This window comes from Lentzea sp. NPDC055074, assembly GCF_053608005.1.
Genome location: NZ_JBSGUQ010000019.1, coordinates 60,929 through 75,865 on the forward strand (window position 1 = coordinate 60,929; position 14,937 = coordinate 75,865).

The 14,937-nt window shown below is 70.3% G+C and carries 16 protein-coding genes; 13 read left to right on the forward strand and 3 right to left on the reverse strand.

Annotation, left to right across the window (positions count from 1 at the left end):
- Window positions 1-36 precede the first annotated feature (36 nt).
- From hisF to hisI, 3 genes are read left to right on the forward strand one after another with little or no spacing between them, the layout of a single operon-like run.
- Window positions 37-795, forward strand: a complete 759-nt coding sequence (gene hisF / locus ACWF7A_RS33975) for an imidazole glycerol phosphate synthase subunit HisF (RefSeq protein ID WP_452254601.1) — start codon at window positions 37-39, stop codon at window positions 793-795.
- Window positions 792-1,151: a hypothetical protein gene (locus ACWF7A_RS33980; protein ID WP_452254602.1), complete on the forward strand. Its 360-nt coding sequence runs from the start codon at window positions 792-794 to the stop codon at window positions 1,149-1,151. The genes hisF and ACWF7A_RS33980 overlap by 4 nt, the downstream gene beginning before the upstream one ends.
- Window positions 1,148-1,522 (forward strand): phosphoribosyl-AMP cyclohydrolase, encoded by a 375-nt coding sequence (hisI, locus tag ACWF7A_RS33985; protein WP_452254603.1) that lies wholly within the window; start codon window positions 1,148-1,150, stop codon window positions 1,520-1,522. Before ACWF7A_RS33980 ends, hisI begins: the two co-directional genes overlap by 4 nt.
- Here hisI and ACWF7A_RS33990 read toward each other — a convergent pair.
- The gene (locus tag ACWF7A_RS33990; protein ID WP_452254604.1) at window positions 1,498-2,100 is read right to left on the reverse strand and encodes a TetR/AcrR family transcriptional regulator; all 603 of its coding nucleotides are present in this window, start codon (window positions 2,098-2,100) and stop codon (window positions 1,498-1,500) included. The genes hisI and ACWF7A_RS33990 overlap by 25 nt on opposite strands.
- Window positions 2,101-2,147: 47 nt before the next feature.
- Here ACWF7A_RS33990 and ACWF7A_RS33995 point away from each other — a divergent pair, with 47 nt between their 5' ends.
- From ACWF7A_RS33995 to ACWF7A_RS34020, 6 genes are all read left to right on the forward strand, one after another.
- Window positions 2,148-3,686, forward strand: a complete 1,539-nt coding sequence (locus ACWF7A_RS33995; protein ID WP_452254605.1) for an anthranilate synthase component I — start codon at window positions 2,148-2,150, stop codon at window positions 3,684-3,686.
- A complete protein-coding gene (locus tag ACWF7A_RS34000; protein WP_452254606.1) occupies window positions 3,676-4,077 on the forward strand; it encodes a Trp biosynthesis-associated membrane protein in 402 nt (133 codons plus the stop codon). Before ACWF7A_RS33995 ends, ACWF7A_RS34000 begins: the two co-directional genes overlap by 11 nt.
- Window positions 4,078-4,208: 131 nt before the next feature.
- The gene (gene trpC / locus ACWF7A_RS34005) at window positions 4,209-5,018 is read left to right on the forward strand and encodes an indole-3-glycerol phosphate synthase TrpC (protein ID WP_452254607.1); all 810 of its coding nucleotides are present in this window, start codon (window positions 4,209-4,211) and stop codon (window positions 5,016-5,018) included.
- Window positions 5,019-5,053: 35 nt separating this feature from the next.
- Window positions 5,054-6,274: a tryptophan synthase subunit beta gene (trpB, locus tag ACWF7A_RS34010; RefSeq protein WP_452254608.1), complete on the forward strand. Its 1,221-nt coding sequence runs from the start codon at window positions 5,054-5,056 to the stop codon at window positions 6,272-6,274.
- Entirely contained in the window at window positions 6,274-7,065 is a 792-nt protein-coding gene (trpA, locus tag ACWF7A_RS34015; protein ID WP_452254609.1) for a tryptophan synthase subunit alpha, read from the forward strand. The genes trpB and trpA overlap by 1 nt, the downstream gene beginning before the upstream one ends.
- 398 nt (window positions 7,066-7,463) lie before the next feature.
- Window positions 7,464-8,027: a Uma2 family endonuclease gene (locus ACWF7A_RS34020; RefSeq protein ID WP_452254610.1), complete on the forward strand. Its 564-nt coding sequence runs from the start codon at window positions 7,464-7,466 to the stop codon at window positions 8,025-8,027.
- Here the strand turns inward: ACWF7A_RS34020 and ACWF7A_RS34025 are convergent.
- Entirely contained in the window at window positions 8,024-9,172 is a 1,149-nt protein-coding gene (locus ACWF7A_RS34025; protein ID WP_452254611.1) for an FAD-dependent monooxygenase, read from the reverse strand. The two genes, ACWF7A_RS34020 and ACWF7A_RS34025, sit on opposite strands and share 4 nt — an antisense overlap.
- Before the next feature lie 260 nt (window positions 9,173-9,432).
- Between ACWF7A_RS34025 and lgt the strand changes: the two genes are divergently transcribed.
- The 3 genes from lgt to ACWF7A_RS34040 are packed head-to-tail and all read left to right on the forward strand — an operon-like array spanning window position 9,433 to window position 12,524.
- On the forward strand, window positions 9,433-10,434 hold the full coding sequence (lgt, locus tag ACWF7A_RS34030) for a prolipoprotein diacylglyceryl transferase (protein WP_452254718.1): 1,002 nt from the start codon (window positions 9,433-9,435) through the stop codon (window positions 10,432-10,434).
- A 4-nt stretch (window positions 10,435-10,438) separates the two neighbouring features.
- A complete protein-coding gene (locus ACWF7A_RS34035) occupies window positions 10,439-11,101 on the forward strand; it encodes a response regulator transcription factor (RefSeq protein WP_452254612.1) in 663 nt (220 codons plus the stop codon).
- A 49-nt stretch (window positions 11,102-11,150) separates the two neighbouring features.
- Window positions 11,151-12,524, forward strand: a complete 1,374-nt coding sequence (locus ACWF7A_RS34040) for an ATP-binding protein (protein WP_452254613.1) — start codon at window positions 11,151-11,153, stop codon at window positions 12,522-12,524.
- Here the strand turns inward: ACWF7A_RS34040 and ACWF7A_RS34045 are convergent.
- A complete protein-coding gene (locus tag ACWF7A_RS34045; protein WP_452254614.1) occupies window positions 12,493-13,392 on the reverse strand; it encodes a TAXI family TRAP transporter solute-binding subunit in 900 nt (299 codons plus the stop codon). The two genes, ACWF7A_RS34040 and ACWF7A_RS34045, sit on opposite strands and share 32 nt — an antisense overlap.
- Before the next feature lie 111 nt (window positions 13,393-13,503).
- Here ACWF7A_RS34045 and dctA point away from each other — a divergent pair, with 111 nt between their 5' ends.
- Window positions 13,504-14,862, forward strand: coding sequence for a C4-dicarboxylate transporter DctA (gene dctA / locus ACWF7A_RS34050; protein WP_452254615.1), 1,359 nt, complete (start codon window positions 13,504-13,506; stop codon window positions 14,860-14,862).
- The last annotated feature ends 75 nt before the right edge of the window (window positions 14,863-14,937 follow it).

The window sequence follows — 14,937 nt, forward strand, 5'->3', positions numbered from 1 at the left end:
GCGTAGTCCTCAGGCCTCCCTTGTAGGCTTTCCCGCATGTCAGTCGCGGTCCGTGTCATCCCCTGTCTCGACGTCGACCGGGGCCGGGTGGTGAAGGGCGTCAACTTCACGAACCTCGTCGACGCGGGTGATCCCGTCGAGCTCGCCAGGGCGTACGACGCGGAGGGCGCGGACGAGCTGACGTTCCTCGACGTGACGGCCAGCAGCGGCGACCGGGAGACGACGTTCGACGTCGTCCGGCGCACGGCCGAGCAGGTGTTCATCCCCCTCACGGTCGGCGGCGGCGTGCGCAGCCCCGAGGACGTCAACAAGCTGCTCCGCGCCGGCGCGGACAAGGTCAGCCTCAACACCGCCGCCATCGCCCGTCCCGAGCTGCTCAAGGAGTGCTCCGAGCGGTACGGCGCGCAGTGCATCGTGCTGTCGGTCGACGCGCGGCGCGTGCCCGGCGGCACCGGCTTCGAGGTCACCACGCACGGCGGCCGCACCGGCACCGGCATCGACGCGATCGCCTGGGCCGCGAAGGGCCAGGAGCTGGGCGTCGGCGAGATCCTGCTGAACTCGATGGACGCCGACGGCACCAAGGCGGGCTTCGACCTGGAGCTCCTCGAACTGGTGCGCCGCGAGGTCGACGTCCCGCTGATCGCGAGCGGTGGCGCCGGCGCGGTCGAGCACTTCCCGCCGGCCGTCGCCGCGGGCGCCGACGCCGTGCTCGCCGCGAGCGTCTTCCACTTCGGCCAGCTCCGCATCGGCGAGGTCAAGGACGGCCTGCGCCAGGCGGGCGTCGTGGTGCGATGAAACCCGTCGAGGTGCGCGTCGCCTCGGCGGTCGCGTTCGGTGGCGCACTGGTGTTCTTCGCGGTCGGCCTGATCCTCTGGCGCACGACCGGCGATCCCGACGTGCTGAAGCTGCCGTCGTTCCTCGCGATCCTCGAGCTGCCGGTCGCGGCCGCGCTGCTCATCAGGCTCCGGTTCATGCACTACCCGGCGATGATCGTGTTCATCCTGGTCGCGCTGCTGCACCTCGTGATCGTGCTGGCAGACGGCCCGGCGTGGGCACGCGTCGCGTCCGGAGTGCTGTCCGCCGTGCACATCTACGGAGTGGTCCTGCTCAACACCGGACCGGCTCGTGAACACCTGGGAGGTCCCCGTTGAGCGCTCAGCTCGATCCCGCCGTGTCCCAGCGCCTCAAGCGCACCGCGGACGGCCTCGTCTGCGCCGTCGCCCAGCAACGGGGCACCGGTGAGGTGCTGATGGTCGCGTGGATGGACGACGAGGCGCTGCACCAGACCCTCACCACCCGCCGCGCGACGTACTACTCGCGCAGCCGCCAGCGGCTGTGGGTGAAGGGCGAGACCTCCGGGCACACCCAGTACGTGCACGAGGTCCGGCTCGACTGCGACGGCGACACGCTGCTGCTGACCGTCGACCAGGTCGGTGCTGCCTGCCACACGGGCGACCGCACGTGCTTCGACGCCACGGTCCTGCTCGCCGAGGCGGATCAGTCCAGTTCGCCGGTGAGGTAACGCTGCATGTTCGGCGCGATGGCCTTGACCACCGTCTCCAGGTCGGTCGACGCCAGCGGTTCGAAGCGCACGACGTAGCGGACGATGCCGAGCCCGACCATCTGCGTCGCGCACAGCGTGGCCCTGAGCTCGTGCTGCTCGGCGCCGATCTCCGCGAGCACCTTCTTGAAGATCGCGTTGATCAGGAACGACTTCAGCGCGCCGGCCACCTCGGGCTGGCTGGTGACGCTGCGGATCAGGGCGGCGAACACACCGCCGCCGGTCGCGTCCCACACCGTCACGAACGTGCGGATGATGCGTTCACCCGCCTGCTCGACGGGGCCGTCGAGCAGGCGTTTGAGGATCTCGGCCGGGTCGAAGGGGAGCTGCAGCACGGACTGGGCGAACAGGCCCTCCTTGCCGCCGAACCAGTGGTTGACCATCGCGGCGTCGACGCCCGCCTTGCCGGCGATCGCGCGTACCGTGGCGCCGTCGTAGCCCTTCTCGACGAACACCTCGCGGGCCGCTGCGACGAGCGCGGCCTTGGTGTCCTCGCCCGCGGCGCGGCGGCCTCGGCGCTTCTGGTTCACTTGCTCCACGTGGGCCATAGTTCAACAGATGTTGAATTTATGCAACAATCAGCGGCATGGTGAGCGTCATCGGGGCTGTGGCCGCCGCTGGTCTGGGGGCCGTGAGTCCCACGCGTGAGGAGTTCCGCGAGCTGGCGGTGAACCGCCGGGTCATCCCGGTCGTCCGCAAGCTGCTCGCGGACGCGGAGACCCCGGTCGGCCTGTACCGCAAGCTCGGGGCCGATCAGCCGGGCACGTTCCTCTTCGAGTCGGCGGAGAACGGGCGCTCCTGGTCGCGATGGTCGTTCATCGGCGTGCGGTCCGCGGCGGCGCTGACGGCGACCGGCGGCGAGGCGTTCTGGACGGGCACGCGGCCCGTCGGCCTGCCCGACGGCGGTGACCCGCTGCAGGCGTTGCGCGAGACCATCGAGGTGCTGCGCACCGACCCGTTGCCCGGCATGCCCCCGCTGACCGGCGGCATGGTCGGCTACATCGGCTACGACGCGGTGCGGCGGCTGGAGCGGCTGCCCGTCATCGCCGAGGACGACCTGAAGATCCCCGAGCTGGTCATGCTGCTGGCGACCGACCTCGCCGCGCTCGACCACCACGAGGGCACCGTCACGCTCATCGCGAACGCGATCAACTGGGACGACTCGACCGAGCGGGTCGACGCCGCCTACGACGACGCGGTGCGCCGCCTCGACGAGATGACGGTGGCGCTGCACACGCCCGCGCCGCCCACGGCCGCCGTGTTCTCGCGGCCCAAGCCCGAGTTCCGGCGCCGGCGCTCGCAGGCCGAGCACTTCGCGGCCGTCGAGAAGGCCAAGGAGGCCATCCGCGCGGGCGAGGCGTTCCAGGTCGTCGTGTCGCAGCGGTTCGAGATCGACACGGACGCCGACGCGCTCGACATCTACCGGGTGCTGCGCGCGACGAACCCCAGCCCGTACATGTACCTGCTGCGCCTCGACGGGTTCGACATCGTCGGGTCCAGCCCGGAGTCTCTGGTCACGGTCCGCGACGGCAAGGCGACCACGCACCCCATCGCGGGCACCCGCTGGCGCAGCGAGGACCCCGAGGAGGACGCCCTGCTCGAGAAGGACCTCCTTGCGGACCACAAGGAACGCGCCGAGCACCTGATGCTCGTCGACCTCGGCCGCAACGACCTGGGGCGCGTCTGCAAGCCGGGCTCGGTGCACGTCGTCGACTTCTTCAAGGTCGAGCGGTACAGCCACGTCATGCACATCGTGTCGACCGTGACCGGTGAGCTGGCCGAGGGCAGGACGGCCTACGACGCGGTCGCCGCCTGCTTCCCGGCGGGCACGCTGTCCGGTGCGCCCAAGCCGCGCGCGATGGAGCTCATCGAGGAACTGGAGCCCACGCGCCGCGGCCTCTACGGCGGCGTCGTCGGCTACTTCGACTTCGCCGGGGACGCGGACACCGCCATCGCCATCCGCACCGCCCTGGTGCGCGGGGGAGTGGCGTACGTGCAGGCCGGTGGCGGCATCGTCGCCGACTCGGACCCGCTGGCCGAGGACAACGAGTGCCTCAACAAGGCGGGAGCGGTGCTGGCCGCGATCGCCACCGCGCAGACGATGGCGCCGGCAGTTGAAGGCTAGGTCGCTGCTGTGGACCGCCGTGCTCCTGCTCGTGGGCGCGGCGGGTGCCTTCTGGGGCGCGGGCTCCGTGCCGGTCGCGTTGCTGTGCCTCGCGGCCGTCGCGGCGGCCGTCGCCCTGAGCGGGGTGACGCGCCGGGTCCTCGGCGCGCTGCTGGTCGTCGTCGGTGTCGCGGGAGCGCTCTCGGGCCACTGGCTCGCGATCGCCGGTGGCGTGTTCGTGGTCGCCTCCGGTGTGCTCCAGGCGGCGTTCGGGGCGCGGATGCCGAAGATCGGGGTGGGTGGGCAGAAGGCCCGCGCGCACGACCCCGAGACGGACATGTGGCGCGCACTGGAGCGCGGGGATGATCCGACCGACGACAAGAGCCCCGGCGGGACGATCTCGAAAGAGTGAAGATCATCATCCGTGTTCCCGCATGTGACACGTGTACGGCCTCGGTTAGCTGCGGGGACACTTGAACCCCGGTGGCTGGGGCGTTACTCCGCCGGGGTTAGCATCCCCGTAGCGGGAAGGGGAACAACACTGTGACGGTTCTCGAGTCGATCCTCGAAGGTGTGCGTGAGGATCTCGCCGCTCGCGAGGCCCAGTTGCCCTTTGAAGTCGTGAAGGAGCGCGCGGCCAAGTCCGCGCCGCCGCTCGACGTGCTGTCGGTGCTGCGCGGGCCGAACGTGGGTGTCATCGCCGAGGTCAAGCGCCGCAGCCCCTCCAAGGGCGCGCTGGCGGAGATCCCGGAGCCGGCCGAGCTCGCGTCCGCGTACGAGGCGGGCGGCGCGTCGGTGATCAGCGTGCTGACCGAGCAGCGCCGCTTCGGCGGGTCGCTGGCGGACTTCGACGCGGTGCGCCGGGCGGTGAAGATCCCGCTGCTGCGCAAGGACTTCATCGTGTCGCCGTACCAGGTGCACGAGGCGCGGATGCACGGCGCGGACCTGGTGCTGCTGATCGTGGCCGCGCTGGAGCAGAACGCGCTCGTGTCGCTGCTCGACCGGGTCGAGTCGCTCGGCATGACGGCGCTCGTCGAGGTGCACACGGCCGAGGAGGCCGACCGTGCGCTGGAGGCGGGTTCGTCGGTCATCGGGGTGAACGCGCGCAACCTCCACACGTTGGAGGTCGACAAAGACGTTTTCGGCAGGATCGCTCCGGGACTACCCTTCGAGACGATCAAGATCGCCGAGTCGGGCGTGACCGGGCCCGGCGACCTGATGTCGTACGCCGGCGCGGGTGCCGACGCGGTGCTCGTCGGCGAAAGCCTGGTGACCAGCGGAGACCCCAAGGCCGCCGTGAACAAGCTCGTGACCGCGGGCTCACACCCCGCGTGCCCCCGGCCCAGCCGGTAGGGCACGGTTGATCCAAGCGCTAGAGGAGCTACCCGATGGGCCAGTTCACGCCCACACCGCATGATCCCGACGCACGTGGCCATTTCGGTCCGTGGGGCGGCCGGTTCGTCCCGGAGGCCCTGATCGCCGCGGTGGACGAGCTGGCCGCCGAGTACGACAAGGCGCGGCTCGACCCGGAGTTCGTGAACGAGTTCAAGCGTCTCCTGCGCGACTTCGCGGGCCGTCCGTCCCTGCTGACCGAGGCCCCGAAGTTCGCGGAGCACGCCGGTACGCGGGTGTGGCTCAAGCGCGAGGACCTCAACCACACGGGTTCACACAAGATCAACAACGTGCTCGGCCAGGCGCTGCTGACCAAGCGCATGGGCAAGCAGCGCGTGATCGCGGAGACCGGCGCCGGCCAGCACGGCGTGGCGACGGCGACCGCGTGCGCGCTCCTCGGCCTCGACTGCGTCGTCTACATGGGCGAGGTCGACACCGAGCGCCAGGCCCTGAACGTCGCGCGGATGCGCCTGCTGGGTGCCGAGGTCATCCCGGTGAAGTCCGGGTCGCGCACCCTGAAGGACGCGATCAACGACGCGTTGCGCGACTGGGTCGCCAACGTCGACGAGACGCACTACCTGCTCGGCACGGCCGCGGGCCCGCACCCGTTCCCGCTGATGGTCCGCGACTTCCACCGGATCATCGGCATCGAGGCGCGCGAGCAGATCCTCGAGAAGGCCGGGCGCCTGCCCGACGCCGTCGTCGCCTGCGTCGGTGGCGGCTCGAACGCCATCGGCATCTTCCACGGTTTCATCGACGACGCGGACGTCCGCCTGGTCGGCGTCGAGCCCGGCGGCTCCGGCCTCGACAGCGGCAGCCACGGCGCGACGCTGACGGCCGGCACGCCCGGCTCGCTGCACGGCGCGATGTCGTACGTCATGCAGGACGACGACGGCCAGATCACCGAGGCGCACTCGATCTCCGCCGGTCTCGACTACCCCGGCGTGGGTCCCGAGCACTCGCACCTGAAGGACATCGGCCGCGCCGAGTACTTCCCGGTCACCGACGCCGAGGCCATGGAGGCGTTCGCCCTGCTCTCGCGCACCGAGGGCATCATCCCGGCGATCGAGTCCTCGCACGCGCTCGCGGGCGCGCTGAAGCTCGGACCGTCGCTCGGACCGGACGGACTCCTGGTCGTGAACCTCTCCGGCCGCGGTGACAAGGACATGGACACGGCCGTGAAGTACTTCGGCCTCGCTGACGGGGGACAGGCCTGATGTCGACGTTGTCCGATGTGTTCGCCGCCGCGAAGGCCGAGTCGCGCGCCGCGCTGATCGGCTACCTGCCCGCGGGTTTCCCGACGGTCGAGGGTTCCAAGGCCCACCTCCGTTCGATGGTCGAGTCCGGGTGTGACCTGGTCGAGGTCGGCATGCCGTTCTCCGACCCGGTGATGGACGGCCCGACGATCCAGGCCGCCGCCGAGCAGGCGCTGTCCGCGGGCTTCCGCGTGCGTGACCTGTTCGACGTGGTCGCTGCTGTCTCCGACGCCGGCGGGCGTGCGGTCGTCATGACGTACTGGAACCCGGTGCTGCGCTACGGCGTGGACGCGTTCGCGCGTGACCTGGCCGCGGCCGGCGGGCTCGGCATCATCACGCCCGACCTCGTCCCGGACGAGGCCGAGGACTGGATGGCCGCGTCCGAGGCGCACGGCCTCGACCGGACCTTCCTGGTGGCGCCGTCGTCGACCGAGGAGCGCATCGCGATGACCGCGCGTGCCTCGTCCGGCTTCCTCTACGCCACCGCGGTCATGGGCGTCACGGGCGCCCGTGACGTCGTGTCGTCCGCCGCTCCCGCGCTCGTCGCGCGGGTCCGTGAGCACACCACGCTGCCGGTCGGTGTCGGGCTGGGTGTGCGCTCCGGTGCGCAGGCCGCCGAGATCGCCGGGTTCGCGGACGGCGTCATCGTCGGGTCGGCGTTCGTGTCGGCCGCGGGCGAGAGCGACGCCGCGGTGCGCGCGCTGGCCGCGGACCTCGCCCAGGGCGTGCGATCGGCTCCCGCGACGGTCTGACCCTCCTCTGCTCGGTGAAACCGCTCGGCCTGCCGGCCGGGCGGTTTTGCTTTGCGCCGCTTCGAGGAAGCCACCTCTGCAGCGACGGCTCCGTCTCGCGGTTGCCGGGTGGCGCGGTGGTGTTTCACGAGGTCGAACACCGTGCTCGCCATCGAGTGGTTGTCAGGGTGACGGGGTATGGAGTCGTGGGTGGCCATGCCTCCGATCAGAGTCGCTGGTGTTCCTCCAAGAGAATCACACGGATTCGAACACCTGATCGAGTGAAGCTGGAGTCGGTTGGGGCCAAAACCCCCTTCGGTCGCCGGTCTGACCTGCGATCGTGGACTCATGCACAACCCGACCAGCCGCCCGGCGTGCCACACTGGCGGTACGCAGGCGGTCAACGGAGGTGATGCCCAGTGGCGGCGCCAGCCGAAGCTCGACCCGACGTCCTGCTGCCCGCTCATGAAGGGCCGTGGACGCTCGAGGACGTCCTCGCCCTGCCGGAGGAACACAGTCAGCGCATTGAGCTCGTTGACGGGATGCTTCTCGTGAGCCCGCTGGGGAGCTACCGGCACCAGCGGCTGGTGGGCCGCGTGTTCGCTGCGCTGGATCGCGCGTGCCCGGACGAGGTCGAGGCGACTGTCGAACTCAACGTCGCGCTGTCGACCGGGCGTTTGTTGATTCCGGACTTCACGGTCGTGAAGCCGTGCGATGCCGACATCACGTTCCCGGTGTCGAACCTCGTGATCGTGGGCGAAGTGCTCTCCAAGAGCACGCGGATGAACGACCTCGTGCTCAAGCGCCAGGTGTACGCGGAAGCCTCAGTTCCTTACTACCTGATCATCGATCCGATGAAGAAGGTCGTCGAGGCGACACTGTTCGAGCTCGAAGAAGGGAAATACGTCGAGCTCGCGCGCAGCGAGGCAGGCGTGCTGACCTTCGAGCGGCCGTTCCCGGTCACGATCGAGCTGGCCTCCTAGTCGTAGAGCCACTCCAGCCGTTCGTGGAGGTCGGCGACGCTCCACGAGGCGAACAGCGCGTCGCGTGCCCGCGCCGCCTCGCCTGCCGGGTGGTAGACCTCCCGGCCCATCCACCGCGAGGCGTGGTGGACGCGCGCGGCCCGCTCCGAGCGGAGCGCCACGTACCGCGCGAAAGAGCCGGCCACGTCACGAGAGTCGAAGACGGACGAGAGGCACACGGCGTCCTCCAACGCCTGACAGGCGCCCTGCGCGGCGTACTGCAGCACGGGATGGGCGGCGTCCCCGAGCAGCACGACGCGGGAGTCCTGCCAGTCCGCGATCGGCTCGCGGTCGCACAGCACCCACGCGCGCCACTCGCGGGCGAGCGCCATGATCCGCGCCGCGTCCTCGCACAACGGCGAGAAGTGCTTCACCACCTCAGCGTGCTCGACGGGCTTGCCGCTCAGGGGGTCCGTGGCGCCGTTGTCCGCGGTGGCCACGAGGTTCACGAACCGTCCGCCGGCGATCACGTACCAGACGACGTGGTAGCGAGGCCCGGCCCAGAGCGTGACGACGTTCTCCTTCAACGCATGCGGCACGTCCTGCGAGGGGATGACCGCGCGAAAGGTCGTGTGCCCGGACACCTGCGGGTCTCCGTCACCCACGAGCTGCCGCCGCACCGCCGACCTCAACCCGTCGGCGCCGACCAACGCCTCGCCGCGCACGACCTCTCCCGACCGCAGCACCGCGGAGACCCCACCCGAGTCCTGTGCGTAGGCCTCGACCGCGCTGTTCACCCGCAGCGCGATCCGCGGGTCGTTCCGGCAGGCCTCGAGCAACGGCGTGAGCACGTCGTTGCGATGCACCACCGCATAGGTGCCGAACCGCTGCCGGAAGCCCTCGTCGACCGGCACCCCGGCGATCTGCCGCCCGGACACCCCGCACCGCAGCCGCAGCTCGTCCACGTGTACGGCCCGAGCCCGCACGGCCAGCCCCACGCCCAGGGAGTCGAGCATGCGGAACCCGTTGGGCCCCACCTGGATGCCGGCGCCGATCTCCGCGAACTCCGGCGCGGCCTCGAGCACCGCGACCCGCACCCCGGCCCGCGCGAGCCCGAGCGCTGCCGCGAGTCCGCCGATGCCGCCGCCGACCACCAGGACCGTCATGTCCGACCTTTCGCGAGTCCGCCCAGACGGGTCCGAGTATCTCGGCCGGGCGATCACGAACCACCGGGGGTCATGAGCCCGCCCGGGCTCAGATCGGGGGTTCGGGCTCAGCCGGGGCACCGTTCGGGGTCGGTGGCGATTCGATCAGCGCTGGGCGATCCCGGGACCTGCCGCTTCCTCGTCCGGGAACGTTCGGGCTCGATAACGATCGAGCGTCCCCACGAGGCGCTCACAACGCGACCGGTACGGTGGGCGCCGTGTTGGACGCCCTTCTGGCCACGATCCCGAGTCCCGACCGCGGTGTGTGGCACCTCGGTCCTCTCCCCATCAGGGCCTACGCGCTGTGCATCATCGCCGGCATCATCGCCGCCATCTGGTGGGGTGAGCGTCGCTGGATCGCTCGCGGCGGCCTCAAGGGCGAGGTCACCGACATCGCCGTGTGGGCGGTGCCGTTCGGTCTCGTCGGCGGTCGGCTGTACCACGTCATCACCGACAACCAGAAGTACTTCGGGCCGGGCAAGAACCCGCTCGACGCGCTGGAGATCTGGAACGGTGGCCTCGGCATCTGGGGCGCCATCGCGCTCGGTGCCGTCGGTGCGTGGATCGGGTGCCGGCGCCGGGGCATCCCGTTGCCCGCGATGGCCGACGCGCTGGCTCCCGGCATCGTCCTGGCGCAGGCGATAGGGCGGCTCGGCAACTACTTCAACCAGGAGCTCTACGGCGGCGACACGACGCTGCCCTGGGGCCTGGAGATCTACCGCCGCGTCACGCCCGAGGGCCGTGAGGACGCGCTGGCGGGTGTCGCCATCGACCACACGCCGATCCAGGTCGTGCACCCGACGTTCCTCTACGAGCTGCTGTGGAACGTCGGCGTCGCGTTGCTGATCGTGTGGGCGGACCGGAAGTTCCGGCTCGGCCACGGCCGGGTGTTCGCTCTCTACGTCGCGGGCTACACGGCCGGTCGGTTCTGGATCGAGCTCATGCGCACCGACGAGGCGACGCTGATCCTCGGCACGCGCGTGAACGTGTTCGTGTCGGCGCTCGTGTTCTTCGGGGCGGTCGCGTACTTCGTCATCGCCAGGTCGCGCGGTGAACGCGAGGACATCGTCGCGTTGCGGGGCACGGGCACCGCAGAGCCGGCGGACGAACCGGCCGAGGTCGCGGACGTGGCCGAGGACAAGAGCGTCGTCGACGAGAGCGAGGACGGCGCCGCCGAGAAGGACAAGAAGGACTCCCCGGCGGAGTCCGTCAAACCGGAGTGAACCTGTGCGCGTGCTCGTCGTCGAGGATGACGACCGGGTGGCCCGAGGCCTGCTGACCGCGCTGCGGCACGCGGGTTACGAGGTGCATCGGGTGGCCACGGCCGCCGACGCGCTGCGTGCCGCGCCCGCCGACGTGGTGTTGCTCGACCTCGGCCTGCCCGACGGTGACGGCCTGGACGTGCTGCGCGAGCTGCGGCACCGTCCGGGCACCGCCGTCATCACGGTGACCGCGCGCGGCGAGGAACGCGAACGCGTGCTCGGGCTGCGCGCGGGAGCCGACGACTACGTGGTGAAGCCGTTCGGCACGTCCGAGCTCCTCGCCCGCATCGAGGCCGTTCTCCGCAGGACCCGCACGCACCGCGCGGAGCCGGAGGCGGAGGGGCCGGTCCAGATCGGTCCACTGCGGATCCTCGCCTCGACGCGTGCCGCCACTTTGGACGGTGAGCCGCTCTCGTTGACTCGCAAGGAGTTCGACCTGCTCGCGCTCCTCGCCGCCCGCAAGGGCGAGGTGGTGAGCCGCGACTTCATCGTGGACCAGGTGTGGCAGGCGCACTGGGAGGCGCCGTCGCGGACGCTGGACACGCACATCGCCGCGCTCAGGAACAAGCTCGGCGGCCACGTCAAGATCGAGACGGTCAGGGGAGTGGGCTACCGGCTCGTCACGTGACGAGCGTCCGGAAGACAACTCGCGCAGCGGTGCGGAACAATCGTCACCGATGCTCCGCCGACTGCTCGCCATCACCGTTCCGCTGCTCGTCGCCCTGGTCGCGGCGCTCGGCATCCCTTTGGCGTCCGCGGTCGTGCAGCGCGAGACGCAGACGACGTACCTCGACCGCCTCGGCGACGCGAGCCGGTTCGCGAGCCTCGGCGAGAGCGCGTTGCAGTCGGACCGGCTGGAAGCCCTCAGCCAGGAGATCCAGCGCTACGACAACCTCTACGACATCCCCGTCGCCCTCGTCAGCGCCGACAAGCGGATCCTGCTGGCGTCCCGGCAGGGCTTCGACCCCAGCAACGACCCCGAGGTCACGAAGGCCCTGAACACCGCGTTGAACGGGGGCGTGCGGCCCGAGCCCGAGTACACGGGCTGGCCGTGGCGCACCGGGCCGATGGTCGTCGTCGAACCGGTCGGACGCGACAGCGAGGTCGTCGCGGCGGTCGTCACCATCTCGCAGACGCGCGGCCTGCGGACCGAGGTGCTGCGGCAGTGGGGACTGATGGCGCTGGCCGGGCTCGCGCCGATGCTGGCCGTGGTCGCCGCCGCCTGGCCGATGTCGCGGTGGGTGCTCCGGCCGGTCGGCAGGCTCGACGAGGCCACCGCCGCCGTCGCCGCCGGCAACCTCGACGTGCGGGCGGACGAGGTCGGCGGGCCCCAGGAGCTCCGACGGCTCGCACGGAGCTTCAACACCATGGTCGACGTCGTCGGCAAGGCCCTGAACAGGCAGAAGGCGTTCGTCGCCGACGCGTCGCACCAGCTGAGGAACCCGCTGGCGAGCCTGCGGCTGGCCGTGGACAACCTCGAACCGCACGTCGAGGGCGAGCTCGCGAAGGAAGCGCACCAGATCGCGGTCGAGGAGGCCGAGGAGATGGGGCGCGTGCTCGACACCCTGCTCGCCGCGACCCGGCTCGACAGCGCGCGGCAGACCGAGCCCGTCGAGATCGACCAGCTCCTCACGACGCACCGGGCGGCCTGGCAGGCGCTCGCCGCCAGGTCCGGCGTCGAGCTGAGGATCGACGTACCGGCGGGCCTGACGATGCAGGAACCGCCCGGCGGCCTCGGCAGCGTGCTCGACGAGCTCGTCAGCAACGCCATCCGGCTCGCCAACGCGAGCGAGGTCACGATCACCGGCAAGCACGGTGAGCTGCACGTCGTCGACAACGGCGACGGCCTCACCCCGGAGGAACGCGAACTCGCGCTGCAGCGGTTCTGGCGCGCCACCAAGCACCAGAACATCGCGGGCACCGGCATGGGACTCGCGATCTGCGCCGAGCTGATCGAGTCGGCCGGCGGCACGCTCACCCTGCACGACGCCGCGCCCGGACTGGACGTGAAGGTCGCCCTCAGCGCTTCACGGAACGGAACCAGCGCATAGCGCCGTCGTGCAGCGGCACGAGCCCGGTCGCGATGCCGGTGCGGACGTTGATGCGCGACGCCTCCGGGTGCCCCTCCACGATCCGCGCGGTCTCGGTGAACACCGTGCGCGTCACGACCTCCACGACGTCCGCGCTCAGCGACTCGCGGGCGAGCAGCAGGTTCGGCACCGCGAACGTCTGGTTCGCCGGCACGTTCACGTAGGTGGTGCTGGGGATCGTCGCCGGGATGTACGGGCCCTTGTACTTCTCCGCGAGCCGGACCGCCTCGTCCGGGATGTTGACCAGCCGCACGTCGCCCTGCAGGTCGGTGATCGCGGGCGTCGGGATGCCCGTCAACGCCAGCATCGCGTCCAGCGTGCCGTCCGCGACCCGGCGTGACGCCTCTGCGTGCGCCATGCGTTCGTCCATTGCGGACAGGCCGAAGAACTCGATCATCCGCTTGGCGGTGAACTCCGTGCCCGAACCCGTGGGACCCAACGAGATGCGCTTGCCCGCGAGATCGCCGAAGGTGTGGATCGGGGACGCCGCCGGGACCGCGATCTGCATGAAGCTGTCGTAGAGCCGGCCGACCGCGCGGACGCTCTGCGGGTCGTCGATGGGGTCCAAAGAGGACAGCGCGAGCTGGGCCTCACCCGATCGCAACAACTGGAGGTTCTCCACCGACGCGGCCGTGGGGATCGCGGTGACCTTGGTGCCGGGCAGCTGCTCGGCCAGCGCGGCCGCCAGCGCCCCTCCGACCTCGCGGAACACCGCGCCTTCCGGGCCGGTGGCGAGCACCAGCTCAGCAGGGGCCTCGACCTTGCGCGGGGTGCATCCCGCGAGAGCCAGGCCGGCCCCTACCAGAAGTGTGCGACGGCTGAGCGACACCAGCGAAGCCTAGCTGTTACGTCAGGGCTGTCTGAAGTTTCCTCACGTCGGCTTGTCGGGCCTGGTGGCGCGGCTCACTCTCTCACCCAACACGTAGTTCAAGGAGGAACAGTGGCCACCACGACCACAGGGCGCAAACCGATCTACAAGCACCTCTACTTCTGGGTGCTCGTCTCCATCGTTCTGGGCGCTGCCGTCGGCTTCCTGTTCCCCAAACAGGCGTCCGAGATGAAGTGGCTCGCCGACCTGTTCGTGAACCTCGTGAAGGTCGTCATCGCGCCGACCATCTTCGCGACGATCATCGTGGGCATCGCGGGCCTCGGCAACCTCGCCAAGGCGGGTGGCCTCGCACTCCGCACGATCCTCTACTTCACCGCGATGACCACGGTGGCGCTCGCCATCGGCCTCATCGTCGTGAACATCGTGCAGCCGGGTCACCACGGCGGCGAGATCACGCTCAACGCGAGCCAGGCCGACGCGACGCTGAAGTCCGCCTCGACCGCGGAGACCGGTGTCACCGGCTTCATCCTGAGCCTCGTACCCAAGTCGTTCGTCAGCGCGTTCACCGACGGTCAGCTGATCCAGGTGCTCGTGGTCGCCATCCTCGTGGCCGTCGCGGTCGCCGGCATGGGTGAGCGCGGCGCCAAGGTCGTCTCCGCCATGGAGACGCTCTCCAAGGTGATGTTCGGCATCATCAAGATCGTCATGTACGTCGCCCCGATCGGCGCCTTCGGCGGCATCGCCTACACCGTCGGCAAGTTCGGCGGCAGCGTCCTGGGCAAGCTGCTCTGGCTGATGGGCTCCTTCTACGCCACCTGCCTCCTGTTCGTCATCGTGGTCCTCGGCCTCGTGGCGAAGTTCGCGGGCTTCAACCTCTTCAAGTTCCTGCGCTACATCAAGGACGAGATCCTGATCGTCCTCGGCACGTCGTCCTCCGAGTCGGTGCTGCCGCGCATGATGGTCAAGCTGGAGGCGGCGGGCGCCCAGAAGTCGGTCGTCGGCCTCACGATCCCGACCGGGTACTCGTTCAACCTCGACGGCACCTGCATCTACCTGACCATGGGCGCGATCTTCATCGCCCAGGCCACGGGCCACGACGTGTCGATCGGCGTCCAGATCGGCCTGCTGCTCTTCATGCTGATCGCGTCGAAGGGCGCGGCGGGCGTCACCGGCGCCGGCCTCGTCACCCTGGCCGCCTCGCTGCAGGCCTTCGAGGCCCACTCGGCCATCCCCGCGGTCGGCATCGCGCTGATCGTCGGCATCGACCGCTTCATGTCCGAGGCCCGCGCCATCACCAACGTGATCGGCAACGGTGTCGGGTCGCTCGTGGTCGCCGCCTGGCAGAAGGCCCTCGACAAGGACCAGCTGACCCGCGTCCTCAACGATCCCGACAGCGTCGACGTCGACGACCTGCTCTCGAAGCAGACCGGCGCGGAGGACGACAAGAAGGAGCCGGTCGCGGCCCACTGAGAACGTCCGTGGCCGGAGGCGGCTCTTCCCCGCCTCCGGCCACGAGACCTCAGACCTCCATGTATGCCGAGGTCC

Coding starts and splice junctions, on each gene's coding strand:
- hisF (WP_452254601.1), top strand. CDS start 37: ATGTCAGTCGCGGTCCGTGTCATCCCCTGTCTCGACGTCGACCGGGGC.
- ACWF7A_RS33980 (WP_452254602.1), top strand. CDS start 792: ATGAAACCCGTCGAGGTGCGCGTCGCCTCGGCGGTCGCGTTCGGTGGC.
- ACWF7A_RS33995 (WP_452254605.1), top strand. CDS start 2,148: ATGGTGAGCGTCATCGGGGCTGTGGCCGCCGCTGGTCTGGGGGCCGTG.
- trpB (WP_452254608.1), top strand. CDS start 5,054: ATGGGCCAGTTCACGCCCACACCGCATGATCCCGACGCACGTGGCCAT.
- trpA (WP_452254609.1), top strand. CDS start 6,274: ATGTCGACGTTGTCCGATGTGTTCGCCGCCGCGAAGGCCGAGTCGCGC.
- ACWF7A_RS34025 (WP_452254611.1), bottom strand. CDS start 9,172: ATGACGGTCCTGGTGGTCGGCGGCGGCATCGGCGGACTCGCGGCAGCG.
- ACWF7A_RS34040 (WP_452254613.1), top strand. CDS start 11,151: ATGCTCCGCCGACTGCTCGCCATCACCGTTCCGCTGCTCGTCGCCCTG.